The organism is Hymenobacter sedentarius (genome assembly GCF_001507645.1).
GTDB lineage: Bacteria > Bacteroidota > Bacteroidia > Cytophagales > Hymenobacteraceae > Hymenobacter > Hymenobacter sedentarius.
Map to the genome: position 1 here is coordinate 3,362,036 of NZ_CP013909.1, position 23,441 is coordinate 3,385,476.

A 23,441-nucleotide genomic window follows, 5' to 3' on the forward strand; every position below is an offset into this window, starting at 1 on the left:
GAGCCCCGGTAAAAGCTAGTGCCTGGCCAGCACCCGCGATTGCAGGAGCTTGCCTTTCTTGTCGTAGTATTCGGTCTTGATGATGCCCACGGCGGGGTCGTAGTAGTCAATTTCCCGACCAGCATTTTTCAGGACGAGGTCGGCGCGGGCAGCGGTGGCCAGCTCGCGCTCACTCTTCACCATGTAGCAGCTGAACGTGCCGGCGGGCACCGTGACGGGAATGCGCCCGGCCACTAGCTTGCGTTTGAGCACCGTGGTCTTGACCTTGGCAATGGCCACCGACGGGCTGCTCACCTGCACCAGGGCGCCGCCCTCGCCCAGGGCGCTGCCGGGTGCCGGCTGGTTGGGCCAGGCCAGCGGCGTGCCTTGGTAGGTCATCCGCCGGTCGCGAAAAGACTTGAGGCCTTCGTAGTTGATTTCCCGCAAGCCATCGGTAAACGTGGTGTCGTTGCGGCAAAAGAAGGTGAGGTCCTGTTGGGCCAGCACCAGGTTGGTAGGGTCGTATAGGCCGCTTTTCAGTCGGACGCTGGTGGTCACTACCGCTTTGTTCTTTTTGTGGGCCACGGAATCGGTGCTGATGCTCACTACCCGGTAGCGCACGGCGCCGGTAGACTTGCCTTTGCTGTTCAGAATTTGGTACTCCAGGTTCTGGCCTGCATGCAAGCCAAACGGGTGGGCGCAGGAGGCCGGGCTTGCTTCAAAAGCTAGCTCAGAAACTGCTTCCGGCCGCGGTGGGAGCATAGAGTCGGTAAGGGACTGGGCGCGGCCGGAGCCCGAAAGCAAAAGCAGGAAAGCGGCCGCATGACCAGAACAGGAGCGCGAAGCGAACATGGAGTTGAGCTAAAAGGCAATGGGGTACAAATGTACGCGGCCGGCAGGGGGCAGGGATGCCCCGCAACCCGGGCCGTTTCGTTGCGTTAGCAGGTGCGTGGTCGTACTTTGCGGCCATTCGGGGGCTGGGCACCTTGCCCCATTTCGCCCCCTTCATCCCCTAACCCACCTGCTAACATGGCCGATTCTTCCTCATCTAATTGGGCCGACATGGCCGCCTCCCTGCTCGGCAAGCTTTCGGGCGGTGTGGAGCTCAGCTGCGCGTTCGACCAAATGGAGCTGCAAGTGCCAAACCCCCAAAACCCCAACGCCCCGGCCGCTACCTGGAAGCTCAACGGCTCGCTCCGCATCCGCACCCGCGGCGACCAGCCGGCTGCCCCCCAGCTGCCACCCAGCCCTGCCGAAGCCGGTGCCTAGTACCCTCGAAATTGAGGCCCAGCTCGTCATCAACTGGAATGGCCACGCCCTGCAGCTTGCCGCTGCCGGCACCTACCTCATCCTCAACATTCCCAGCCAGCAGGTGCTCGACCTGCTCACGGCGGGCCCGCCCACGCCCCCCGGCGTGCCCAAGCCGGCCAAGCCCCCCGGCCCCGACCCCATGCAGCAAATCAATGATCTGGCCCGTCAGTTGGGGTGGGTCTTGGATTTGCGGGTGGGCGGCAAAACCTACGTCACGTTCGGCGTGCAGCGCACCCCCAAAATCACGCTCAACGCCGTATTGGGCAAAATCGGCTCGTTCTTTCGGTAGCCCCGCCCCGGGGTAAATCGGAGTGGTTTTGCAACTAATTCCAGTTCGATTAGTTTGGAAAGAACACCCCTTTCCCACCCCGATGAACTCCGAGCACAAACACGAAAACCAGGTAGGGGCCCGCCGGCGTTCGTCGCCGTTTGGCCGCATCGAGCGCATGCCGCCGCTGATGGTGGTGCTCTACCTGGTGATTCTGGCCATCACCATCATGTTTGTGATGCTGGTGGCGGCGTATGTCACCACGCGGCTGCGGAGCGGGGTGCCCACGGGCTTGCATTCCTTGCCGCGGTATTTCTCGCTGAGCACCATCGTACTGTTGCTCAGCAGCTACACCATGGCACAGGCCCCGCGGCTGTATGCCGACGACGACCTGAGCAGCCTGGCCCGTTGCCTGGGCGCTACCCTGCTGCTGGGCTGCGTGTTTGCGGGATTGCAGGTGTTGGGCTGGCGCGAGCTGATGACCACCGGCGTGCCCTTTCAAGGGGCGGCCAGCAGCAGCAGCGGCCAATTTATTTACCTGATATCGGCCCTGCACGTGGCCCACCTGCTGGGCGGCATGCTGTTTTTGCTGGCCCTGCTGCTGCGCGTGCTGCACGCCGACCGCGACGCGGTGCGCACGCTGGTGTTCATCCGCAACCCCTACCACCGCCGCCAGCTGGGCATGCTGGGTACCTACTGGCATTTCATCGATGTGCTCTGGGTGGCGTTGTTTGCTGTGTTTCTGTTTTTGTTTTGAGGAGTGTATAGACGCTTCAAAGTGAGTTAAATAAAAAGAGCCGCTAATTCACTTTAGCGGCTCTTTTTGTACCTGGTGCGGAGTGATGGATGACACAATAGATGGTAGGTGAGCTACCGAATTACTTCGAGCCAGCCCCGGTATCTGCGGCCGTCGGTGTAGGACACAAAGTAGTAGTACAGCCCCCCATTGCCCTGGCCGGGCCAGCGAAATTCACGGTCCTGCGATTCAAAGACCTGCTGGCCCCACCGGCTAAAAATCCGGATGCTGGCGAACTGCGCATCGCAAAAGTTCGGCGGCAGGTCGGGCAGCCGGAACTCGTCGTTTTGCCCGTCGCGGTTGGGGGTGATGACGTTGTAGAGCTTCACGGCCAGCGAATCGGGGCTTTTGACCTGCAGGCGGACGCGCTGCACCTGGGGCAGGGGCTTGCAGGTGGCATCCACGAGCTGGAACGTGACAGTGAGCTCGCGGTGCAGATTAGCCGCGGCGCAGCTCACGTCCCAGCTGAAGGTGCCATTGGCCGCGCCCGTACCGTTGAAGGCCTGGAAGCGCATGCCCGCAGCAGCCAGGTCGAAGCCTTCCTTGCCTTCGTTGGAAGTGCCGCTGGCCGTTAGGGTCAGGCCGTCGCGGTCGGCATCGGTGCCGGTGAAGGTGGCGGTATACTGGCGGCCCAGGGGCAGCACCAGCAGGGGGATTTCCGCCCCCTTGGGCACCGGCAGGCTTGAGGCCAGCACGGGCGCGTGGTTGGCGTAGCTCACCACCACGGGCACCGAGATGGTGGCAACGTCGCGCGTGCTGCACGGCGACGTTGCGGCCGCAAACCGGAAGGTGAAGACGGAATCGGGCCCCACGGCCCGGCAATCGACGCGCCAGGTGAAGCGGCCGCGCTGCTGGTTGCCGGCGGTGCCCTGCGCGAGCGTGGCCCCCAATGCGCCGGGGCTGAAGCCTAGCCCGGTCATTTCCAGCTGCACGGGGTCGTAGTCGAGGTCGGTGCCGGTCACGTCGAAGGCTACCAGGTCGCCCACGCGCACGCGCAGGGGCAGAGCCGGGCCCGCCGTGGCAGCAATGGTGGGCGGGGTGTTGCCGGGCGGCACGGCGGTGAAAGCCACGCGCACCGTATCGCGCTTGGGCAGGCTGCAGCCGTCGTCGCCCACCACCACATCCAGCAAAAAGACCCGGCCGCGGGAGTTCATGCACTCAGGAAAGCAGAGCGTGGCCGTGAGCGTATCCGGTGCGCCGGCCGTGCGCACCGCGCCGCTGCTAACCGACGTAAACGTGGGCAGCAGGCCCGAAAAATTTACTGGGGTTAATGACAAGGTCAGCCGCGAATTGGGGTCGGGGTCGGTGAAGCGCAGCCGAACGCAGCGGTTGCCGCCGGGCACAAAATGCAGGGTGTCGCGGCCGGGCCGGTACGTGGTAGGGCTGGCCGGGGCGGGCAGCAGCTTAAGGCTGGGCTTGGTGTTCACGGCGCAGTTTAGCACCATCAGCTGGAAGTCGCGCCGCGATTCCCCGATTTTCTCGCCCCGCCGGTACTCGGCGCAGCGCACCCCAAACACGAAGAGGCCCAACGACGTGGGCCGCACGGTGAGCCGGCCCGAGTTCCGGCCGATTTCGAGGGTGGGAGCGCCGGGTATCTGGTTGAGGGTGCTTAGTCCCGGGTTCCACTTGATGAGGGCATAAGGGGCCGCGTCGGCCGCAGCGGGCTTGGGCACGGTGGCGTTGGCGTGCCCGTTGAGCGGAGTTACCAGGTCGTATACCAGGGAGTCGCCGTCGGCGTCCTGGCCGCCGAAGTCGTAGTAGAACAGCTCGTTGCGGCAAGCGTAGTCGGCCAGTGCTGGAAAGATGCGCGGCGTGGAGTCGTAGAAGGGCTTGCCGCCCCGCACCACCGCCGGAAACTCCAGGTAGAAGGTTTGGGCGGCGTTGTTGGGCGCCACTATGTTGCTGATGGAGTAGTTGCGGCAGCAGCGCTCCACCGCCACGTAGTACCCTTGCGGACTGTTGTAGGTATCGGCCGTGAGCGTGATGAGCTTGCTGTACACCAGCTTGCGGGTGCTGAGCGTGGGCTGGGCACACGCCGGATTGGTGTAGTTGACGAAGGTGTTGCTGCTGAGCGGCAGCACCACGTTGGTCATGCGGTTGTTGGTGCTTTTCTCAAAAATGCTGGCCGTGAGGTCGGCATCGAGCACGCTCACGTTGCCATTCACGGCGTCGAAGTACAGGTTGAGCAGCAGCGTGTAGGACTCGCCGGTATTGTGCACCAGCTCCATTTCACCGCCCACTATGTGCGTAGCCTGTGCCGTCTTGCCAAACCCCAGCCAACTGCCCCAAAACAGCAGCAATGCAGCCCACGCCGGACCGGGCAAAGGAAGGCGAAAGAGCATTCGTTGGAGAAATAAGCGTACTAAATCCGGATGGAGCCGAAATATACGGCCGCTAAAGTCAACTTCTGGCCGGGGCACCGCGTTTTGCTGGCACGCCGGATTGGCTCGGCCGTAAGCTGGTTTTAGGGGTGTGCCGCCATACCTTAGGTGCCCACAAGGTGGTGGCGCTACCGAACTGGTATGGCACTATTTACTTCTTTTCTCTATCCTATGCGTCCATTGGTCTACGGTTTCTTACTGAGCAGCTTATTCGCTGCGCCCCCGGGGCTGCGGGCCCAGCAGCTGGCGCCTGGCGCCAACGTTCGCGGCTTCAGCCTGAGCCCGGAAGAGCTGGAAGGCGGCCGGCTCTGCGCGGCGGGCCACGTGCAGGCGGCCCTGCGCAGCGCAACGACTTCGGTGCCGCACCGCCGCAAAATGGACCGGTACGACGTGAAGTACTACAAGCTGGACCTGGCTATGGAAAACAACTCGCTGAACGTGGCCGGCTCGGTGTGGATGCGCCTTCGGGTGGGAAGCCAGGCCCTCGATTCCTTGGCATTTGAGCTATACCAGGCCCCGGCGGGCTCCCCGGCCGGCACTGCCACGCTGCTCATCGACTCGGTGGTGGTGAACGGCCGCCGCGCGCCCGGCATCCGCCGGGCCGGGCCCGATGCCACCGCCGGCCTGGCCAAACCCCTGGCTGCCAACTCCCTGGCCGATGCCCGCATCTACTACCACGGCACGGCGCCCAGCGGCAATTCGGCGGCCATCGGCAACGGCCTGAGCAACCGCAGTTCGGTCAACATCGATACTTACAACGGCGCCCCAACCTTTGCCTATGACGTTACCTGGTCCTTGTCGGAGCCTTTTTCGGCGCACGAGTGGTTTCCGTGCAAGCAGGTGCTCACCGACAAAGCCGACTCTTCCGACGTGTGGGTGACCACCACCCAGCCCAACAAGGTGGGCTCCAACGGCGTGCTGGTGCGCACCGTGCCGCTCCCGGGCAACAAGGTGCGCTACGAGTGGAAGTCCCGGCATCCCATCGACTATTACCTGATTTCGGTGTCGGTGGCGCCGTATCTGGAGTACGTGAACTACGCCAACCCCGCCGGTGGGCCCCGCATTCCCATCGTCAACTACGTGTACAACCAGGCGTACCTCGATTACTGGAAAACCCGCATAGACCTGACGCCGGGCTTTATCGAAAACTACTCGGCCCTGGTGGGGCTGTACCCTTTTGCCAACGAAAAATACGGGCACACCACGGCCCCCATTTTCGGCGGCATGGAGCACCAAACCATGACCACCCAGGATGGGTTTTCATTCACGCTCACTGCCCATGAGCTTTTCCATCAGTGGTTTGGCGACAACGTGACCTGTGCCAGCTGGGCAGACATTTGGCTCAACGAAGGCTTTGCGTCCTACGGGGAGTACCTCTCGCTGCAAGCCTTTGATACCCCCGCCAGTGCCCGCGCCTGGATGGACAACGCCCACCAAAACGCGCTATTGGACCAGGGGAGCATGTCGGTGGACGACACCACCAGCGTGCATCGCATCTTCAATTATAACCTGAGCTATAAGAAGGGTGCTGCCGTAATTCACATGCTACGCTATTTGCTGAACGACGATACCAAGTTCTTTCGGGCCTTGCGCACCTACCAGACCCAATTCCGTGGGTCTACCGCCCGCACTGCCGATTTGCAGCGCATTTTCGAGGGTGAGGCCGGCCGGCCGCTCGGGTATTTCTTCCAGCAATGGTTCACGGGACATGGCGCCCCCCTCTTTGATGGCAAGTGGAACCAGAACGGCAGCAGTTTCGTGCTGCGCGTTAATGAAATAGCCTCCTTTCCATACTATACGCCTTTCTTTGACACCGATGTTGATTACCGCCTCACCTTCACCAACGGTACTACCCAAACCGTGCGCCTGCACCAGGGCCAGGCCACCGAAACCTACTATTTCTCTGTGAATAGCACCGTGGCCAGCGTGGCAATCGACCCGGACCAGTGGATTTTGGACTCTCCGTACAGCGGCGCTTTTCGCGACAATACCTTGCTGGCCAACCGGGCGGGTACCAGTGTCATTCCCCTCAGCCTTTACCCCAATCCCTGCCGCGACCAGCTCCAATTATCGGCGCTGCCCGCCGCCCGCCTCACGGCCGAAGCCCTGGATGCCACGGGCCGCGTGGTGCTGCGGCAAGTGGTGGTGGCGCAGCAGCCCACACTCTACACGCACGCGCTGGCCCCGGGCTTGTACCACTTGCGCCTGCTCGGTGCTCAGGGCGAGCTGCTGGGCCAGAGCCGGTTTGTACGGGAGTAATTCAGCCCAACCCGTTAAATAAAAAAGCCGCTCCTGAGAAGGAGCGGCTTTTTTTAGCTCAATTGCTAGAATGTGTCGTGGTACACCGCAATCAGCGCCTCGCTGGCGGCGTCGGCCGGCGGCGCGTCGAGCAGGGCCTTTAGCAGCTCATCAAACGAGCGGGCGGGCGTGAAGCCCGGTTCGAGCACGGCGTTGCTGGTGAGACGGATAAACATGGGCTGCCCATTGACGGCCACCAAATCGACGGTGATGAGGCCAAAGCGCTGGTTGCAATCCCCGGTGTGGGGGCAGTCGGTTGGGTTGGGCTTGAAGAACTGCTTGAGCGTGGTTTCGGTGTAGTGTTCGCGCTGCTGGGTGCACTTGTCGGCGCAGGCGCGGCGGTAGCCCAGCGCCAGCACCCGCTCGCCGAGGTGCTCGTAAAAGTGGCGGAAGTTGCCGGGCCCAATCGAAGGGTCAAAGAAAAGCAGCGCGCCCTGGCGGCCGTGCTCCTGCAGCAGCTGCACCTGGAAGCCGCGGGTGCCCGCCGCGCCGCCCTTGCGCAGGTGGTAGGCCTTAAAATAGGGGCCCAGCCAGTTGAGGTACACGCGCTGCTCGACCCAGCGGGCGTGCCGCCGGACCTGGGCCGGCGACAGCGCCACCGCGTGCCAGGAGGCCGGGGATTTCGCATTGGAGCGAAACAGGTTGTGGATAAAATCGAGCAAAACGTGGAAAGTTAGTGGAGTCGAAACACCCACTTTGGTAAATAGTTTGGGAGCCGGCGCCGGGCAGGCCACCGGTTTGGGCCCGGGGGGCGCGCATCCAAGGGAGCGTGCCATAAACAAAGGCCGGCTTCCGTGGGGAAACCGGCCTTATTACCGTTTATCAGGCAACTGTCCGGGCGGTTATTTTACCCGCGTCCAGGTCTGGGACTTGCCAATGAGCGAAAAGCCGATGTAGCCCTTCACTTCCATGGTGTTGGCGCTTTCCAGCTTCATGTAGCAGGAGTAGGTCTTGCCGCTTTCGGGGTCGTAGATTTTGCCGTCGTCCCACTTGTTGTCGTCGTCGTACTTGAAGCCTTGCATAAACACCAGGCCCAGGCGGGGGCGGTTGCGCAGCTTGGGGTCGGGGTTTTGGCTATCGGTTTTGGGCTTGCCGGTGGCGGGGTCATTCGGTACGGTCAGGCTCACAATTTTACCGCACAACTTGTCGCCGCACTTGTATATTTCAAACGTGGCCTTCTTCTCCGAGTTCGTCCATACCCCGAGCGGGGTCATGGTTTGGGCGGAAGCCATGCGGGCAACGCCCAACACGAGGGCAATGAGTAAAAGCAGTGTTTTTTTCATTTCTGAAGAGAAGAGGAGTGGGTTTGATGGGAAAAGGTAATTGAAAAATTCCGGAGGGCCCGCCGGTGGTATTGAATAGCACCCAGGCAAGTTTACGGCCAAGTTATGAGCTTTTGCTAAGCAGACGAGATTTTCGCTACTAATGACAAAAAAAATATAGCTGTAAATCAGGGCTCAAGCTACTGTTGAGCGGGTTTAGCCCAATAATTAGGCTCCAGGTTTTGAACCTTAGTTTCCGCTATTAACTTTACCGACCAGTAGTGAGTGCTACGGCCTCATTCAAGCAGCCCTAAGGTGCTGGGCCGCGCGAATGAGTGTTATGTCGAACGTAAAGAAAGGAGGTACAAAATGTCTAGTAGTCCCAAACAAATCCTGCCAAGCCTGTCGAATGTCGTACGCTTCACCGCAGTACGCGCCTAACAACAGCTTCGTGGGGTAGCTCCTAAGGCTGCCCACATTCGGCCAGGTCTTACGCTTAGGACGCCGGAACTGTACCCCAGTTTCGCCGCTTGGTAAGATTTGAAGGATTAGATGCCCGGTTCGCCCAGTCGCCCTTTAGTGGGACGGCAGAGGCGTACCGGGTATCGCTTTTTTTAGCCCAATTGCATTTCCCCGAAGCCCTGCGCTCTTAATGAGTCGTCCGCTTTTTTGAAGTGGTGCGGGTAGTTTTCTTCACCGGGGCTTTCTTGGCCGGGGCTTTGTGCCGGATGGTGGGCGCCACTTTCTTTTTGGCCACCGTGCTTTTGCGAGTGGCTGCTTTCTTGGCCACCGTGCGGGTGCTCTTCCGCGCCACTGGCGCCGCTTTCTTAAGGGCCGGCAGCACTTTGGGCGGGGCCGTTACGGGGGCAGCCAGTGGCTCTACTGCGGCCGGGCGGGTGGGCAGCGCTGCTACCGGAGCTACTGTACGAGCCAGTGGTGCTGGCTTGGGCGCGTTGGTGGCTACCATGGCACCGGGCCCCAGCACGCGGCGCACCTGCATAAAGCGGCGCTCGTAGTCGGTTCCTTCTACCTGGCTCACTTTCACGCCGGACTCGCGCCGGGCCGAGGAGGCGTGTACGAACCGCAGCGGCACTTCGCCCCGCTTGGAAATGACAATGCCGGCGTGGCCCGGCGTGGTGCTGGTAGGCGCCGTGCCCGTAAACACCACGATGTCGCCGGGTTGGGCTTCGGCGCGCGCTACGGGGCGGCCCACGTCAATGAGCAGGGCCGTGGAATGCGGCACGTTGACGTTGAAATGAGCGAAGGTGTACATGATAAAGCCGGAGCAGTCAAACCCCGTGAGGGGCGACGTACCGGCAAACACATAGGGCGTGCCCTGATGCGAAAGGCCGAAGGCCACAATGCTATCGGCGCGGGCCGCCAGGCCAGTGGCCGGGGCTTCGCGCAGGGCAGCGAAGGAAGTGGAAACCGGCTGCGCCGGCAGGTCGTCGGACTTAGTGGTGGTCCAGGTTACGCGCTTGGGGGCCGCAGCCCGGCGGTTTAGCCGGGGCAGAACTATGGCCATGGCGGCCAATAATCCTATAAAAACCAGCCAGACGTAACGCATAATCGAACGGAGTGCAAAGTGGGTGCCGAAAGTAAGCACCACAATAGCCCTCAACGCAGGGCTGTTCGCTAGGTTGGAGGCAGTGCTCCGGGCTTACTTTGTGCCAAAGGTCCATCTTATAACATTGCTAATGCTCAGAAATTCAAAAATACGCCTTGGTCATACCGCGCTGGCTCTGCTGCTGGCCGGCGGGCTGGCAGTGCAGGCGCGCCCGGCGGCCGTGGTGCCCACGCTGCGCTACACGCTGGCCATGCCCGCGCCCCAAACCCACTACTTTGAAGTTAAAATGGAGCTGGGCGGCTTCCCGGCCGACTACACTGACGTGAAAATGCCGGTGTGGGCCCCGGGCTCCTACCTGGTGCGCGAATACTCCAAGAACGTGGAAGGCTTCCAGGCCCGCACGGCCGCCGGGCAGCCGTTGGCCGTTGAGAAAATCAACAAAAACACCTGGCGGGTGCGCCACGCCAAGCAGGCCAATTTCCAGGTGAGCTACCGCGTCTACGCCTTTGAGCTGACCGTGCGCACCTCGTTTATCGACGCCGACCACGGCTACCTGAACGGCACGAGCGTGTTTATGTACCCCGCCGAAAACAAGATGCTGGGCAGTACGGTGGTGGTGCAGCCAGCCGCCGGCTGGGCCCAGGTAAGCACGGCGCTGCGCCCCGGCACCGGTAAGTTCACCTACAAAGCCGCCAGCTACGACGAGCTGGCCGATTCGCCGATGGAAATCGGCAACCAGAAAGTGCTGGAGTTCACCGCCAACGGCACGCCGCACCAGGTGGCCATGTTTGGCACGTACAACGCAGACGACGCCAAGCTGACGGCCGACCTCAAGAAGGTGTGCGAAGAAGCGCACCGCGTGGTGGGCCAGAATCCGCTCGACCACTACCTGTTCATCGTGCACAACCTGGAGCGCGGCGGCGGGGGCTTGGAGCACCTGTACTCCACCACCCTGGAGGTGAGCCGGGGCTCCTACGGCACGGAGGCAGGCTACAAGTCGTTTCTGGGCCTGGCGGCGCACGAATACTTCCACCTCTGGAACGTGAAGCGCATTCGCCCGGTGGCCCTGGGGCCGTTCGACTACGACAAGGAAAACTACACCCACATGCTATGGGTGAGCGAAGGCATGACGGAATACTACTCCAAGCTCCTCAACGAGCGGGCTGGGTTACTCTCGCGCGACGAGTACCTGGGCAAGCTGGCCAATGCAATAACGGAGGTAGAAAACACACCTGGCAACCGCGTGCAGTCGGCCGCCGAGTCCAGCTTCGATGCCTGGATTAAATACTACCGGCCCAACGAGAACGCCGTCAATACCCAAATCAGCTATTACTCCAAAGGCGACTTGATTGGCACCTGGCTGGACCTCAACATTGCCGAAGCCACGAAGGGCGGGAAGCACCTCGACGACGTGTTTCGCCTGCTGTACGACACCTACTATAAGAAAGCCGGCCGCGGGTTTACCGACAAGGAATTCCAGGATGCTGTGGCCACAGTAGCCGGCCGCCGCTACGACGAGTTCTTCCAGAACAGCGTGTACGGCACCAAGCCGATTGATTTCGCCACGGCCTTGGGCTATGCCGGCCTCACACTGAGCAGCGCGCCGCTCAGCACCTCCGGCACCATCGGGGCTGCCTTTTCCAACCGGAGCGGGAAGCTGCTCGTGACGAGTGTACTGCGCGACCGCGCCGCCTGGAACACCGGCCTGAACGTAAACGACGAAATCCTGTTGATAAACGGCGCCGCGCCCACCGAAGAAACCGCGAAGTCGCTGCTCGGCGGCCCGGTAGGCTCGGAGCTTAAGCTCCAGGTGCGCCGCGACGGCCTCAACCGCGACATCACCCTAAAGATGCAGCCCAACCCGGACCTGAAGTATCAGGTGCAGCCGGCAGCTAGCCCAACTGCTGCCCAGCAACTCGTGCTGGAGCGGTGGCTGGGGGCGACGAAATAGGTTTTGCGACTTGCAACAAAAAAGCCCCGTGCTACCAGCACGGGGCTTTTTTTGTTAATTCACTCTACCGTCTGTCATGCAGAGCGCTGCGAAGTATCTTATCGCCGGGGAACGACTCGTTTTGGCGTGTTAAGATGCTTCGCTGCGCTCTGCATGACAGACTTTAGGATTACCGAATGCGTTTCAGGGCCACTTCGCGTACTGGGGCAATAACCAGCGGTACCTTCTCCACTTTCACCGACGAGGTGTCCAACCCAAAGTACTGGTCTTCCGACGCAATGAACTGGCGGATGTAGAAGTAGGCCTGCATCACCAGCTTCTCGCGGGTGGGGAAGTCGTTTTCGATGCTTAGAAACTTCTCTAGTACCACAAAGCGGAAGTCGCCGGTCACGTGCTGCTTGCTCAGCGACTCGTAGCGCGAGGTAATGTCCACTTCCTTGTTGCGCACCAGGTCCTCAATCACTTTGCGGAAGTACAGGTTGATGCGCTGCTGCACCCGGAAGCCCAGCCGGAAGTTGATGCGGAACACGTCGTCGGGCGCAACTTCAGTCACTTTGTACTCCATGGTGTAGGGCTCGTCGGTGGTGTCAACGTGGATGAACCAGTAGATATCCGCCCGCTTGGGCCGCTTCTGGAAGATGGAGTAGATGATTTTCTGCTCAATTTCTGAGCTGCGCTCGGCCGACGTCAGGAACACCAAGTGGGTAGAATACTTGGGGATGGAGTCGTCGTCGCTGAGCTGCTTGAGGGCGTCCACGTACGGCTCCAGGCGCACAAATTCCGTGAGCCGGCGCTTGATGTAAAACGCTTTCAGCCACACGTACATCACGCCCATCAGCGCGCCGCCGATGGCCAACGAAACCCAGCCGCCGTGCGGAAACTTGCGCATGTTGGCAATCAGGAAAGCCCCTTCGATGATGCCGTAAAGCGACGCAAAGGCAAAAACCAGCGGCAGGGCCACCTTCTTGGCGCGCAGCCACACCGTGAGCAGAATCGTGGTCATGAGCATGGTGAGCGTGATGGCCAGGCCATAGGCCGCTTCCATGTTGGTCGACTCCCGGAAATACAGCACCACGCCAATGCAGCCCAGCAGCAGGAGCCGGTTCATGCTCGGTACGAAGAGCTGGCCTTTCACATCGGTGGGGTAGTTGAGCCGCACCTTGGGCCACATGTTGAGCCGAATGGCTTCGGCCACCAGCGTAAAGGAGCCCGTTATGAGGGCCTGCGAGGCGATGATGGCGGCAATGGTGGCAATGCTGATGCCGATGAGCAGGAACCACTGCGGCATGAGTGCGAAGAAGGGGTTTTTACCTTCCAGCATCTGGCCTTCGTGTTTCAGGAGCCATGCGCCTTGCCCCAGGTAGTTGAGAACGAGGGCCGTTTTTACAAAGGTCCAGCTGATGCGAATGTTGCCCTTGCCGCAGTGGCCCAGGTCAGAATACAGGGCCTCGGCCCCCGTGGTGCACAGAAACACCGACCCCAGCAGCCAGAAGCCCCCGGGGTAGCGCACCAGCAAATCGTAGGCGTAGTAGGGGTTGAAGGCTTTCAGAATGATGGGGTTTTCATAAATCCAGATGCCGCCCAGTACGCCCAGCATGGTAAACCACAGCAGCATGATGGGGCCAAAAGCCTTGCCCACTATCTGAGTGCCAAAGCTTTGCAGCAGAAACAGGCCCGCGATAATGCCAATCACGATGTACACCACGATATCCTGGGTCAGGCTGGGGTACACGGCTTTGAGACCTTCAATGGCCGACGACACCGAAATGGGCGGCGTAATCACGCCGTCGGCCAGCAGGGCCGCGCCACCAATGATGGCCACCGCCGACAGCCACGCGCCCCGGCGCCGCACCAGGGCATAGAGCGAGAAAATGCCCCCTTCGCCGTTGTTATCGGCGTTGAGGGTGAGCAGCACGTACTTGACGGTGGTTTGCAGCGTCAGGGTCCATATCACGCACGAAATGCCGCCCAATACCAGATGGGCGTCAATCATATCGGGGACGGTGCCACTCTTGAGAATGGACGACATTACGTAGAGCGGCGAGGTGCCGATGTCGCCGTAAATAATGCCTAAGGCAATAAGTAGTCCTGCTCCCGATATAGCGGTATGCGAATGTTTAGAGTCCATGAAGGGGATAAAAAACGATAATCTGCCGAAAGAGGCGCGCTAGGGATTTGTGGGGCGCGAAGGTAAGTCACAGCCTGCTGAAGATCTTACGGCTACGGTACTATTAAGTAGCGCTACGGATCAATCAAATCATTGTCATTCGGCGGGTCGTGCCCGCCGGCCTCGGTGGCGGCTTGGGCTTCCAGGGCATCTTGGCGCATGGCCTCGTCGGCCGCGGCCAGCACGGCGGCCGCTTCGCGGGCCGCCTGGTCATGCACCCGGAAAATGCGGCGGTTCACCTCCGCGATGAGGCGCTGCCAGGGGGGCGTTTCGCCGGGCAGGGCGAAGTTGACCAGCTCGTGGCCCAGCCGGTGCAGGCGCAGGCGGTTGGTGCCGCGGTGCCCGTAGGCCAGGAGCAGCGCCGTGAGCGCCATGCCAATCATGGCCGGGCCGGTGCGCAGCCAGTTCTGCAGGAAGGCAATCATGACGGCCGCCAGGCCCAGGCCCCCGAGCAGGTACCACAGTATCCAGCGGACCGGCGTGAGCTCGGCGCGTTCCAGCTCCAGCAGCAGGAAGGTTTGGCCCCGCACGGTAAGGGTGGTGTCGGTGAGGGTTAGCCGGCCGTCGTCGCTGCGCAGGGGCGGGGCGGGGGGCAGCTCGGGGGTGGGCTCCGACGTTGCGGCCGGGGCAGCAGTCAGCAAAGCGGCCCCGGAAGGTTGTTCCGGGGCCACGGGCAAAGTTGGGTCAGCGGGTGGCTGGGCTTCGAGGTCTTTCATGTGCTCAGAAACAGCCAAGGTACTAGTAGTGCGGGCCCAGCGGGGCGCCGCGGTGCGCGTGGTAGTGGAGGCCGCCGGAGCGGCCACCGCCACCACGGCCCCTCAGTTATTTACTTTAATCAGCTCCACATCGAAGATGAGGGCGGTGTCGCCGGGGATGTCGCGGCCGGCGCCCCGCTTGCCATAGGCCAGGTCCGAGGGGATGTAAAGGCGGTACTTCGAGCCTTCGGGCATGAGCTGCAGGGCTTCTGTCCATCCAGCAATCACGCCATTGACGGGGAAGGTGGCGGGCTGGCCGCGCTGGTAGCTGCTGTCGAATACGGTGCCGTTAATCAGGGTGCCGTGGTAGTGCGTCGTCACCGACGATTTCAGCGTGGGCTTGGGGCCGGTGCCCTGGGTCAGCACTTCGTACTGCAGGCCGCTGGGCAGGGTGGTCACGCCTGGCTTCTTGGCGTTTTCGGCGAGGAAGGCTTCGCCTTCGGCTTTGTTGTTGTTCACGGCGTTGGGGTTTTGGTTGTCGTCTTGGTCATCGGCACCGCCCATCTGCTCTTGCAGTTGTTGCATGGCGGCCTGCATTTGCTCCTGGGTCAGGCGGCTGGGGAGGCCCTGCAGGCCCTCTTTCAGGGCGCCGGCCAGGGTGTCTACGTCCAGCTCGAGGCCTTGCTGGGCAAAGTTGCGGGCCAGGTCGCGGCCAATGATGTAGCTCACCTGAGCTTGGTGGGAATCGAGATTCATGGGCAGGGTAGGAGTAGGTTGGGCTGGGGCTCGTTGCCGTTGCGCCACCGCCAGCCGGTGAAAAAATAGGTGAACGGGTTACGCCGTTGCGGGGGCAAAGTTCCAAAAGCCGGGCCGAACCGCCGCGCCCGGCCGTAATGGCCGAGTTAACAACAAAAAAGCCCAGCCAAAGGGCCGGGCTTTCTGCTTATTTAATTGCAGAGAACGGTGGGTACCGATAAAATAACGCTTAGCAATAGGAGAGGTGGTCGTCGTCGCCAGCGAAGTCAAACGTCAGGTCGAGGCCGGCCAGTTTGGCAGCCAGGTAGCTCACGCCGCCCAGCAATAGCAGCGACGAAACGGATAGGGCGGTGTTCTTCTTCATAATCGATAAGTGAAATAGCCTGGTGGTGATTCCGGTGCAAAGATACGAAGGTTGAGCTGAATATGTTATGCATGCAGCCTAATTAACATTGCCTTAACCTTCGAAGCCTGACACTTCCACTACCTCGCCCGGCTGCATGGCTCCCAGGTGCAGGCTGCCCACGCGCACCCGCACCAGCCGCAGCGTGGGAAAACCCACGGCGGCCGTCATCTTGCGCACCTGCCGGAATTTGCCTTCCGTGAGCGTGATGGAAACCCAGCTGGTGGGCCCGTGCCGGTCGTCGCGGATTTTCTTGGAACGGGGCGCAAAGTCCGGGGCTGGGTCCAGCCGAAACGCCCGGCAGGGGCTGGTCTGGTACTTCACATTTTCAATCCCGATTTCGACGCCAGCCTGCAGCCGCGCAATGGCATCTTCGTCAATCAGCCCGTCTACCTGGGCATAGTATTCCTTCTCAATCTTCTTGCTGCGGATGTGCTGGCTCACTTTGCCATCGGTGGTGAGCAGGAGCAGGCCTTCGCTGTCTTCGTCGAGCCGGCCCACGGACATGGTGCCCGCCGGGAAATCGTAAAACCGGCCTAGCATGGTTTTTTTGGCTTCGCCCGAAAACTGGCTTACAAACTGGCTGAGGCAGCCGTAGGGCTTGTGGATGAGGAAGTGGCGGTGGGGAATGATTTCCTCGCTCGGTTGTATAATCACGGCATTCATATGTTAGCTCAGGTGCCGCAAGGCGGCCGGGTGGCTAGCGGGTAAGGCGGTAAATCATCAGCGCGGCGCGCTCTGCCAGCATCGGAAATTCCTTGAGGTTGATGGTCTCGCCGGCCGCGTGCGCGCCTTTGCCCGACACGCCGAGGCCATCGAGGCAATCGACGTATTGAGCTATGTAGGAAATGTCGCCGCCCCCGCGCGAGCCCGGGTCGCCGGCCGCTACGGGCCCGTAGCCCAGGTCGCGGCTGGTTTGGTCGGCCAGGGCGGCCAGCTTCTGGTTGCCGGGGGTGGGGGCCATGCCGGGTAGGCCGTCCGAGAACGTGATTTCGGCTTTGGTATTGGTCAGGTTCTGCGCCACAATGGCGCGCATTTTCTCACGGGCCGCGTCTTTCTGGGCTTCGGTGAGGAAGCGCAAATCGCCGACAACGGAGGCAGTGGGCGCGATGATGTTGGTTTTGCCCACCACTTCGCCGCGGGCTTTGGCTTCGTCGTAGTTCACCTCCGAGCCGCCCACCATCAGGCCGGGGTTGAAGGTGAGGTACTGCTCCTGGCTCAGGGTTTCGCGGAAGGAGTTGAGGATGCGGGCGGCTTCGTAGATGGCGCCGTAGCCCACGGCCGGCTTGAAGATGCCCGAGGAGTGGGCCGCCGTGCCGAAGGTTTTGAGCTGCCAGGTGCTGGAGCCGCGCCGGGCCGTGGCCACCGTGTGCAGGTTGGTGGCGGTTTCGAAGGCCAGGGCCACGTTGGCTTGTTTGGCCCGGGCTATGAAGTCGGCGCGGCTTTCGGGGCCTTTGCCGCCGCGCTCCTCGTCGCCGGTGAAGTAAGCCGTGATGCTCGCGTTTTTCAGCAGGCCGTTGGCTTGCAGGGCCTGCAGCGCCGCGAGTATCACCACGTCGCCGCCTTTCATGTCGTTCACGCCCTGGCCCGTGGCGGTGGAGTCGTTGAGCCGGGTGTACTTCGTGAAGGGCATGTCCAGCTCAAAGACCGTGTCGAGGTGCCCAATCAGAAACAGCTTCTTGCCTTTTTTGCCTTTGTGTTGGGCTACCAGGTGGCCGGCGCGCTGCATGGTTTCGGGCATGGCCACCCACTCGGTTTTGAAGCCCAGCGCGTCAAACTCTTTCTGGAGCACCGTGCCCACTTCCCGCACGCCTTTCACATTGAGCGTGCCGCTGTTGATGTTCACCAACTGCTCCAGCAGCTTCTCCGACTGGGGCATGTTCTGCTGCACAGAAGCCACAATTTTGCGCTCGGTGGAGCTGAGTTTTTGCGCCGAAGCGGTGTAGGAGCAGAGGATGGCGGACGCGAGGAGAAGTTTTTTCACGGAATAGAAATTGAGCTGAATCAGCTGTAAAGTTCGTGATTGAAAGGGCGTGAGAAGGCAACGCCCTATTGCTTACTTGCAGATGAGACCTGCTGCAGCCCCTTGATTTTGGTGGCCACCTCCACCATGGGCGCCACCCAGATGTCTTTTTCGTGCGCCTTGAGGTAGCGCAACAGCTGGCGGTGGGCCTGCAGGTCTACATTGAGGCTGTGGCCGCCGCCCACGCCGTGAAACAAGAACACCAGCAGCGTGTGCGACTGCTGCGCCTGCTTCACCAGGTCAATTAGTTGCTGGCCCGACTGGCCGTTTATCATATAGCTGTTGATATTGTCCAGGTTGACTTGGGCGGGGGTTTGGAGGCCAGACGTCACGCCGCGGGCCGCCACGAAGTCGTTTTTGAGCTGGTCATAAAAATTGACATCGCCGATTTTCAGGTCGCCGCAGGGGTAGGCGAAGGTGCGGGCGGTTTTGCCGTCGATGGCAGTGAGCAAGGTGTTGGTGACCCGAATTTCGTTTACAGCCCGGCTCACGGTGTACTTGCTCAGGTCGTTGTCGGGCGTGACGAAGCCCCGGCCCGGCCGGCTGCCGTCGCAGGGATGAAACAGGGCGTGGTTGCCCAGCTCGTGCCCGCGCTTGGCGGCCTGCCGCCACTCATTGAGCCGGCGCGCCACCACCGGCGACGAGCCTATCAAGTAAAACGTGCCCCGCAGCTTCACGGAATCCAGCGCCGGCAGGGCGTTGTCCAGGTCCACATCGATGGCGTCGTCGTACGTCAGCACCACCGCGCACTGCTTGTTATTCCAGGGGCTGCCAGCCTGGGCTTGGGCTGCGGTTTGGGCACCGCCCAGCAAGGCAAGCGCGAGCGTGAGAATTCTACCGGGTTTCATGCGCGGGGAGTAGCTGATTGTTGCGGTGGGTACAGAGACACCGGCAAGCTGTCGAGACGCGTATTCGCGTCTGCCCCGTTGAACAATACCCTGCGGATAAATGCCAACGGCGCAGCCTACCAGACGCAAATATGCGCCTGGACACCCAAAACGTTTCGAAGCCAGCAGCCCCAACGCGCCTTTACTTCACTTCCTCCACCTCCACCCGGCGGTTGCGAACATTGGGCGAAGTAAAGAGCGGGCGCGTGTCGCCGTACCCGATGGTGCTGATGCGGTCGGCCGCCACGCCGCCTTGCACCAAATAATCTTTCACCGCAGCGGCCCGTTGCTCCGAGAGCAGCTGGTTTTTGTCGTGCTCGCCCACCCGGTCGGTGTGGCCCACCACGCGTATCCGCAGGGTGGGCCGGGCTTTGAGCTCGGCCGCCAGTTGGTCGAGCGCGGGCCGGCCTTCGGGTAGCAGCTCGGGCGTGCCCACCTTAAACAACACCGTGGGCAGCACCACCGGCGTCGGCGTTATAATAATGGGCGCCGGGGCCGGGCGCGCCGTATCGAGGCGCGCTACCTCCGGGCGCACCGTGTCGGGGCGCACCGGCGCGGGCGGTGGGGGCGCGGGCTTCGGCGTGGCCTTGGCCACCGCGCCCGTTACCTGAATGGTGATGGGCACCACCGGGCTCTGGCTGGTGGGGTAAAATTCCTGGGTGAGGTAGAAGGTGGTGGTTTTGGTGAGCCGGGTGCGGTAGGTGTTGCCGGTATTCAGCGGCTGCTTCAGCTCCGGGTCGGCGTACCACATCACGTTGCGGCCCGATACTCGAATCGTGCTTTCGGTGCCGGCCTGCACCGTGGCCGGCGATTTTAGCTTGATGCGATACATCGTGAACGTGCCCACGTCGCAGTCGCCCACGGGCCGGTAGGTGGCGTGGCCGGTCAACTTTTCCTGGCTGGCATCATAGGTGAAGGCGATGGAGCCGTCGCACCAGTAGCTGTCGGGCGTGCGGCCGGTTTCGTTGAGCTTCCGAATGTGGTCGAGCTGCATGCCCTTATCGGTGCGCTTGCCTTGCATCTGAAACGTAACCGTAATGTGAGGCCGCCCGCCCACTTCCTGATAGAGCACGCCGAACACGTCGGTGCCCTTGCCCTTTTGCAGCCGCAGCACTGCCGGCCACACGGCATCGGGCTCGCCGGTATCGGTTTCTACGCCTTGCCATACGCCCGTCAGGGACTGGGCCTGCACCGGCCCCTCCGGATACCACCCCGCCAGCAGCAGGGCTCCAATGCCATACCAATAGCCGCGTTTCATGGAACAAAATTAAGGTCCAACTGAAAATAATGCTATTGCCGACCTTCGTTCATTCTGTGCTTGTCGAGGTTGAGCCAGAACGTATGCCTTCCTGACGAACGGTGCACCCGGCCCTATCCAATGACCGGTGGGCCCGCCAAAGGATGCATCCGGCGCCAGCAAGACCAACGATGAAACCGCACTAATTAAAAAGTGCTTGGTGCGGCTAGGCCAGGAATGCCATATCCTCCGTACTCAGCTGGATGTGCGCCGCCTGTATGTTTTCGCGCAAGTGCGCCAGCGACGAGGTGCCCGGAATCGGCAGTATCCAGGGCGACTTGTGCAGCAACCAGGCAATGTTAATCTGCGCTTCCGAGGCGTGGTGCTTCCGGGCAATGGCCGCGAGCTTGTCGCCGGCGTTGGGCAGGCCGTGCACCAGCGAGAAGAACGGGATGAGCGGAATGCCGTGCTGCTCGCACAAATCCAGTACTTCTTCGCCGCCCGGGTTGGCGCCGTGGGGCAGTTGCACGGTGGTGCGTTGCGCGTAGCCGTACATGTTCTCGACCGTGGCAATGGGGCCCAGCTGCAAGCCTTCTTCCAGCTCGGCGCGGGTGGCGTTGCTTAGGCCCACGTGTAGGATTTTGCCTTCTTGCTGCATCTCATACATTGCTCCGAGCTGCTCGGCCAGCGGAACCGCGCCGTGTCCCATCAGGCGCAGGTGCACCAGCTGAATCTGCTCCTGCTTGAGGGTGCGCAGGTTGTTCTCGATGCTGGCCCGCAGGTTTTCGGGGCTGTTGTAGGGCACCCAGCTTTTATCGGGCCGGCGGGTGGCGCCCACCTTCGTGCAGATTACCAGGCCCGGCGAGTACGGATGCAGGGCTTCCGCAATCAGGCGGTTGGTCACATCTTCGCCGTAATAGTCGGCCGTATCCAGAAAATTCACGCCTGCCCCAACCGCGATTTTAAGTATCTCCAGTGCCTCCCCGCGATTGGCCGGCTCGCCCCAGATTTGCAGGCCGGTGAGCCGCATGGTGCCGTAGCCGAGGCGGTTGACGGTGAGGGGATGGGCAGAGTGCTGGGCGATGGTGATGGTCATGCGTGAATGTGAAAAGCAGGCGAATAAATAATTAAAAGTACTCAGTAAGCCAGAAGGCCCGTGGATGTTTAGCAATAGGGCTGAACGGGCTTCCAAATGGCACAATGAAGAGGACTGTACACCAGCTCAACCTAAATAACTTAACACAGAAAATGATTTAATTGTGTTTAATGTAAAAATATTGCTAAATTATAATGACAAAGCCAGGCCTAACCTCCTGGCTGGCTGGAAGCTCCGCAAGAGGCATACCAGCTCAACCTTAATAGAATGATTTTACGGCCATGTAGCCCAGGGCCGCCAATTGCTTTTTCACCCTTTTCCTTAATGCCATGAAAACATTGTTGCTAAGCATCGGCGGTTTGTTATGCAGTCATCTTGCCTCGGCCCAGCTCGCGCCCGCCGACGATAAGGCTATCCGGGCGGTAGTAGCTCATTGGGACGCCAACCTGAACAATCACCGCTTTCAGGAAATGACAACCTACACCACCAAGGACATCAGCTTCATCACCCCAGTGGGGATGCATTGGAAAGGCCAGTCGCAGCTGATAAAGGGCCATGAGGAGCTTTTCAAGATGTATAAGGGGGTGCCCTTCAAACCGTCCAACACGACCGTGCGGGGCATAACCCCGGAAGTGGCAGTGGCGAACGAGGAAATGGCGATTGGGGCTGCATACCCACCCGACGGCGTTAACCGGGGCACGAACAGAGAAGCCCCCAGTCGGGACCTGGTAACCATGGTTCTGGTCAAGAAAAGCGGCCAGTGGCTGGTTGCCGCCGGCCAGGTAACCAAAATCGACGAAAAGGCCATAAAGCAGGCTCATCCCGTCGCTACCGTCAAAAAGTAAGCAACCGTCTGGTCAAATCTGGTTGGCAAACTCCAAAAGAAAACCGCCCTGGAAGCTGCTGTAGCTTCCGGGGCGGTTTTCTTGGTTTCACTGCTAGACTTTCTCAAGCCCTTAGCCCAACAGTTCCTGGAAAGCTGCCAGAAACAGCCCCACGTGGTAGCCATCGGCCAGGCCGTGGTGCACGTTGACGGAGACCGGCATCAGAGTAGCCATGCCCTCCGCGTAGGTTTGGCCCACCGAAATCTTGGGGCAGCTGTCGGGGTGGCTGAAGCTGCGGGCGTGGCTCAGGCCGGTGAAGCGCACCCACGGAATGGCCGAGAAATGGATGACGTCGGACCGGCCGGTCTGCTCGTTCAGGCGCAGTCCCTGGCTGGCTTGCACCGCCGCGATTTCGGCGTTGGCTGTCGGCAGAAAGTCCGCCAGCTCGTCGTGGTGCTCGATAAAGGAAAACGCAAACGTCTGGTCGGCCCGCCCAATGGTGGCCGAGGCGTGAATACGGTCGTAGCAATAGACCTGCCCATCCTCAATGCGGTAGCGAAAGGCCTCCACCTGGTTTACCGCCTGCAAGGCCGCGTGCAGGTAATACAGAAAAAACGGCACGCCGAGTCGCTTGGCTTCGGCCAGGGCGCGGGTGCAGTCAACAGTGGCTACCAGGCCGAAAAAAGGCTCTTCAAACGTAGAAAAGAAAGCAAAATGCTCGCGGCGGTTCCAGCCGGCCAGGTCTATCAGGTGCTTCATGGGCCGGCAAATGTCGGGGATTGTTGCCGTAGACTCCTGAGCCAGTTTAAACAGCCGCCGGCTGAATGCCTTCTCGGCTCTTGGTGAGCACTGGTTGTTTGGCCTTGCCCTTGGCGCGGCCTTTTTTGAACGTGATGGTCCAGATGCTGTCGTAATCATCGTCGGGCCATTGCTGGGGTTCTTCGATGCCCAGGGCCTCGGCAATTTTTACAATGTTGTGATGCTCCCATACCAGCAGCACGATGCCGCGGTGGTGCCGAAGTTCTTTCACGAGGCCCTTGATTTCATCGGGCGCGTAGTCGCTGTTAATGGTCAGGTTGTGCTGCACGGCGTAGGGCAGCACGGTTTGCATCATCCGCACCCGGGTGGTTTCCTCCTTATCGGTGCCGATGCACGGCACGTAGGTGAAATCGGGAGGGCGGGGCAGCAAGTTATTGAGCACATCGGGCAAAGCCAGTGCCCGTTCAAATCCTTTGGCAGATAAATTGTCGCCCTCGGTGGGCTTTTCGCCGTGCCGGATAATCACAATCTGCAGCAAGGGGCCTTTGGGAACCGGCGGGGCCTTGGGATGCACCGGGTTGAGGTGATACAGCAGAAAAAGCTTGGCTCTGTCTACTTCGCTGAAGTGGTCTATCATAAGGTAAAGGCCGTGATAAGGGGTTGGAATTAGGCAAAGCATGCCCAACCCGGCGACGAGTTAGCTGCCGCATACTAGCCCCGCTGGCGAAGGGTTACAATCGGGTGTTAAGTATGCGTCACTTGGTGCGCCAGAAACGGTCCG

The 23,441-nt window shown here is 61.0% G+C and carries 22 protein-coding genes; 6 read left to right on the plus strand and 16 right to left on the minus strand.

What is annotated here, in order from left to right:
- Positions 1 to 15: 15 nt before the first annotated feature.
- Positions 16 to 663 (minus strand): TapB family protein, encoded by a 648-nt coding sequence (locus tag AUC43_RS13825; RefSeq protein WP_068194713.1) that lies wholly within the window; start codon positions 661 to 663, stop codon positions 16 to 18.
- Positions 664 to 1,008: 345 nt separating this feature from the next.
- Here AUC43_RS13825 and AUC43_RS13830 point away from each other — a divergent pair, with 345 nt between their 5' ends.
- The 3 genes from AUC43_RS13830 to AUC43_RS13840 all read left to right on the plus strand — a co-directional run bounded on the left by AUC43_RS13830 (position 1,009) and on the right by AUC43_RS13840 (position 2,315).
- A complete protein-coding gene (locus AUC43_RS13830) occupies positions 1,009 to 1,248 on the plus strand; it encodes a hypothetical protein (protein WP_071885921.1) in 240 nt (79 codons plus the stop codon).
- The gene (locus AUC43_RS13835) at positions 1,241 to 1,579 is read left to right on the plus strand and encodes a hypothetical protein (protein WP_068194719.1); all 339 of its coding nucleotides are present in this window, start codon (positions 1,241 to 1,243) and stop codon (positions 1,577 to 1,579) included. Before AUC43_RS13830 ends, AUC43_RS13835 begins: the two co-directional genes overlap by 8 nt.
- A gap of 82 nt (positions 1,580 to 1,661) precedes the next feature.
- A complete protein-coding gene (locus AUC43_RS13840; protein WP_068194720.1) occupies positions 1,662 to 2,315 on the plus strand; it encodes a cytochrome c oxidase subunit 3 in 654 nt (217 codons plus the stop codon).
- A 113-nt stretch (positions 2,316 to 2,428) separates the two neighbouring features.
- On the opposite strand, the gene AUC43_RS13845 is transcribed toward AUC43_RS13840, so the two are convergent.
- Positions 2,429 to 4,696: a T9SS type B sorting domain-containing protein gene (locus tag AUC43_RS13845; protein WP_082685098.1), complete on the minus strand. Its 2,268-nt coding sequence runs from the start codon at positions 4,694 to 4,696 to the stop codon at positions 2,429 to 2,431.
- Between the two features lie 210 nt (positions 4,697 to 4,906).
- Between AUC43_RS13845 and AUC43_RS13850 the strand changes: the two genes are divergently transcribed.
- Positions 4,907 to 6,994, plus strand: coding sequence for a M1 family metallopeptidase (locus AUC43_RS13850; protein ID WP_157781081.1), 2,088 nt, complete (start codon positions 4,907 to 4,909; stop codon positions 6,992 to 6,994).
- 65 nt (positions 6,995 to 7,059) lie between these two features.
- Here AUC43_RS13850 and AUC43_RS13855 read toward each other — a convergent pair whose 3' ends face one another.
- From AUC43_RS13855 to AUC43_RS13865, 3 genes are all read right to left on the minus strand, one after another.
- Positions 7,060 to 7,695, minus strand: a complete 636-nt coding sequence (locus tag AUC43_RS13855; RefSeq protein ID WP_068194729.1) for a hypothetical protein — start codon at positions 7,693 to 7,695, stop codon at positions 7,060 to 7,062.
- Positions 7,696 to 7,875: 180 nt separating this feature from the next.
- Positions 7,876 to 8,316: a DUF2147 domain-containing protein gene (locus AUC43_RS13860; RefSeq protein ID WP_068194733.1), complete on the minus strand. Its 441-nt coding sequence runs from the start codon at positions 8,314 to 8,316 to the stop codon at positions 7,876 to 7,878.
- Positions 8,317 to 8,944: 628 nt separating this feature from the next.
- Positions 8,945 to 9,820 carry a C40 family peptidase gene (locus tag AUC43_RS13865; RefSeq protein ID WP_157781082.1) on the minus strand — a complete coding sequence of 292 codons (876 nt, stop codon included), beginning with the start codon at positions 9,818 to 9,820 and terminating at the stop codon, positions 8,945 to 8,947.
- Between the two features lie 172 nt (positions 9,821 to 9,992).
- Between AUC43_RS13865 and AUC43_RS13870 the strand changes: the two genes are divergently transcribed.
- Positions 9,993 to 11,813, plus strand: coding sequence for a M61 family metallopeptidase (locus tag AUC43_RS13870; RefSeq protein ID WP_233254009.1), 1,821 nt, complete (start codon positions 9,993 to 9,995; stop codon positions 11,811 to 11,813).
- A 169-nt stretch (positions 11,814 to 11,982) separates the two neighbouring features.
- Here the strand turns inward: AUC43_RS13870 and AUC43_RS13875 are convergent, their stop codons facing one another.
- The 9 genes from AUC43_RS13875 to AUC43_RS13910 form a co-directional block, all read right to left on the minus strand.
- Positions 11,983 to 13,941: a KUP/HAK/KT family potassium transporter gene (locus AUC43_RS13875; RefSeq protein WP_068194739.1), complete on the minus strand. Its 1,959-nt coding sequence runs from the start codon at positions 13,939 to 13,941 to the stop codon at positions 11,983 to 11,985.
- A 113-nt stretch (positions 13,942 to 14,054) separates the two neighbouring features.
- On the minus strand, positions 14,055 to 14,696 hold the full coding sequence (locus tag AUC43_RS13880) for a hypothetical protein (RefSeq protein ID WP_068194743.1): 642 nt from the start codon (positions 14,694 to 14,696) through the stop codon (positions 14,055 to 14,057).
- Between the two features lie 102 nt (positions 14,697 to 14,798).
- Complete coding sequence (locus AUC43_RS13885) at positions 14,799 to 15,431, minus strand: FKBP-type peptidyl-prolyl cis-trans isomerase (protein ID WP_068194746.1); 633 nt, start codon at positions 15,429 to 15,431, stop codon at positions 14,799 to 14,801.
- A 229-nt stretch (positions 15,432 to 15,660) separates the two neighbouring features.
- The gene (locus AUC43_RS21715) at positions 15,661 to 15,795 is read right to left on the minus strand and encodes a hypothetical protein (protein WP_257721708.1); all 135 of its coding nucleotides are present in this window, start codon (positions 15,793 to 15,795) and stop codon (positions 15,661 to 15,663) included.
- A gap of 93 nt (positions 15,796 to 15,888) precedes the next feature.
- Positions 15,889 to 16,491, minus strand: coding sequence for a pseudouridine synthase (locus tag AUC43_RS13890; protein ID WP_233254010.1), 603 nt, complete (start codon positions 16,489 to 16,491; stop codon positions 15,889 to 15,891).
- Positions 16,492 to 16,534: 43 nt separating this feature from the next.
- On the minus strand, positions 16,535 to 17,818 hold the full coding sequence (locus AUC43_RS13895) for a M20/M25/M40 family metallo-hydrolase (RefSeq protein ID WP_068194750.1): 1,284 nt from the start codon (positions 17,816 to 17,818) through the stop codon (positions 16,535 to 16,537).
- Between the two features lie 65 nt (positions 17,819 to 17,883).
- Positions 17,884 to 18,705 carry a polysaccharide deacetylase family protein gene (locus AUC43_RS13900; RefSeq protein ID WP_068194754.1) on the minus strand — a complete coding sequence of 274 codons (822 nt, stop codon included), beginning with the start codon at positions 18,703 to 18,705 and terminating at the stop codon, positions 17,884 to 17,886.
- Between the two features lie 181 nt (positions 18,706 to 18,886).
- Positions 18,887 to 20,002 (minus strand): OmpA family protein, encoded by a 1,116-nt coding sequence (locus AUC43_RS13905; protein ID WP_068194756.1) that lies wholly within the window; start codon positions 20,000 to 20,002, stop codon positions 18,887 to 18,889.
- Positions 20,003 to 20,207: 205 nt separating this feature from the next.
- Positions 20,208 to 21,077, minus strand: coding sequence for an aldo/keto reductase (locus AUC43_RS13910; RefSeq protein WP_068194760.1), 870 nt, complete (start codon positions 21,075 to 21,077; stop codon positions 20,208 to 20,210).
- Positions 21,078 to 21,406: 329 nt separating this feature from the next.
- On the opposite strand from AUC43_RS13910, the gene AUC43_RS13915 reads away from it, so the two are divergent.
- A complete protein-coding gene (locus AUC43_RS13915; RefSeq protein ID WP_068194763.1) occupies positions 21,407 to 21,922 on the plus strand; it encodes an SgcJ/EcaC family oxidoreductase in 516 nt (171 codons plus the stop codon).
- A gap of 111 nt (positions 21,923 to 22,033) precedes the next feature.
- Here the strand turns inward: AUC43_RS13915 and AUC43_RS13920 are convergent, their stop codons facing one another.
- The gene (locus AUC43_RS13920; protein ID WP_068194767.1) at positions 22,034 to 22,660 is read right to left on the minus strand and encodes a chloramphenicol acetyltransferase; all 627 of its coding nucleotides are present in this window, start codon (positions 22,658 to 22,660) and stop codon (positions 22,034 to 22,036) included.
- Positions 22,661 to 22,706: 46 nt separating this feature from the next.
- Complete coding sequence (locus AUC43_RS13925) at positions 22,707 to 23,297, minus strand: hypothetical protein (protein WP_068194770.1); 591 nt, start codon at positions 23,295 to 23,297, stop codon at positions 22,707 to 22,709.
- Positions 23,298 to 23,441: the final 144 nt, after the last annotated feature.

Coding starts and splice junctions, on each gene's coding strand:
- AUC43_RS13920 (WP_068194767.1), bottom strand. CDS start 22,660: ATGAAGCACCTGATAGACCTGGCCGGCTGGAACCGCCGCGAGCATTTT.
- AUC43_RS13840 (WP_068194720.1), top strand. CDS start 1,662: ATGAACTCCGAGCACAAACACGAAAACCAGGTAGGGGCCCGCCGGCGT.
- AUC43_RS13880 (WP_068194743.1), bottom strand. CDS start 14,696: ATGAAAGACCTCGAAGCCCAGCCACCCGCTGACCCAACTTTGCCCGTG.
- AUC43_RS13830 (WP_071885921.1), top strand. CDS start 1,009: ATGGCCGATTCTTCCTCATCTAATTGGGCCGACATGGCCGCCTCCCTG.
- AUC43_RS13870 (WP_233254009.1), top strand. CDS start 9,993: ATGCTCAGAAATTCAAAAATACGCCTTGGTCATACCGCGCTGGCTCTG.
- AUC43_RS13915 (WP_068194763.1), top strand. CDS start 21,407: ATGAAAACATTGTTGCTAAGCATCGGCGGTTTGTTATGCAGTCATCTT.
- AUC43_RS13905 (WP_068194756.1), bottom strand. CDS start 20,002: ATGAAACGCGGCTATTGGTATGGCATTGGAGCCCTGCTGCTGGCGGGG.
- AUC43_RS13865 (WP_157781082.1), bottom strand. CDS start 9,820: ATGGCCATAGTTCTGCCCCGGCTAAACCGCCGGGCTGCGGCCCCCAAG.
- AUC43_RS13910 (WP_068194760.1), bottom strand. CDS start 21,077: ATGACCATCACCATCGCCCAGCACTCTGCCCATCCCCTCACCGTCAAC.
- AUC43_RS13925 (WP_068194770.1), bottom strand. CDS start 23,297: ATGATAGACCACTTCAGCGAAGTAGACAGAGCCAAGCTTTTTCTGCTG.
- AUC43_RS13885 (WP_068194746.1), bottom strand. CDS start 15,431: ATGAATCTCGATTCCCACCAAGCTCAGGTGAGCTACATCATTGGCCGC.
- AUC43_RS13900 (WP_068194754.1), bottom strand. CDS start 18,705: ATGAAACCCGGTAGAATTCTCACGCTCGCGCTTGCCTTGCTGGGCGGT.
- AUC43_RS13860 (WP_068194733.1), bottom strand. CDS start 8,316: ATGAAAAAAACACTGCTTTTACTCATTGCCCTCGTGTTGGGCGTTGCC.
- AUC43_RS13875 (WP_068194739.1), bottom strand. CDS start 13,941: ATGGACTCTAAACATTCGCATACCGCTATATCGGGAGCAGGACTACTT.
- AUC43_RS21715 (WP_257721708.1), bottom strand. CDS start 15,795: ATGAAGAAGAACACCGCCCTATCCGTTTCGTCGCTGCTATTGCTGGGC.
- AUC43_RS13845 (WP_082685098.1), bottom strand. CDS start 4,696: ATGCTCTTTCGCCTTCCTTTGCCCGGTCCGGCGTGGGCTGCATTGCTG.
- AUC43_RS13850 (WP_157781081.1), top strand. CDS start 4,907: ATGCGTCCATTGGTCTACGGTTTCTTACTGAGCAGCTTATTCGCTGCG.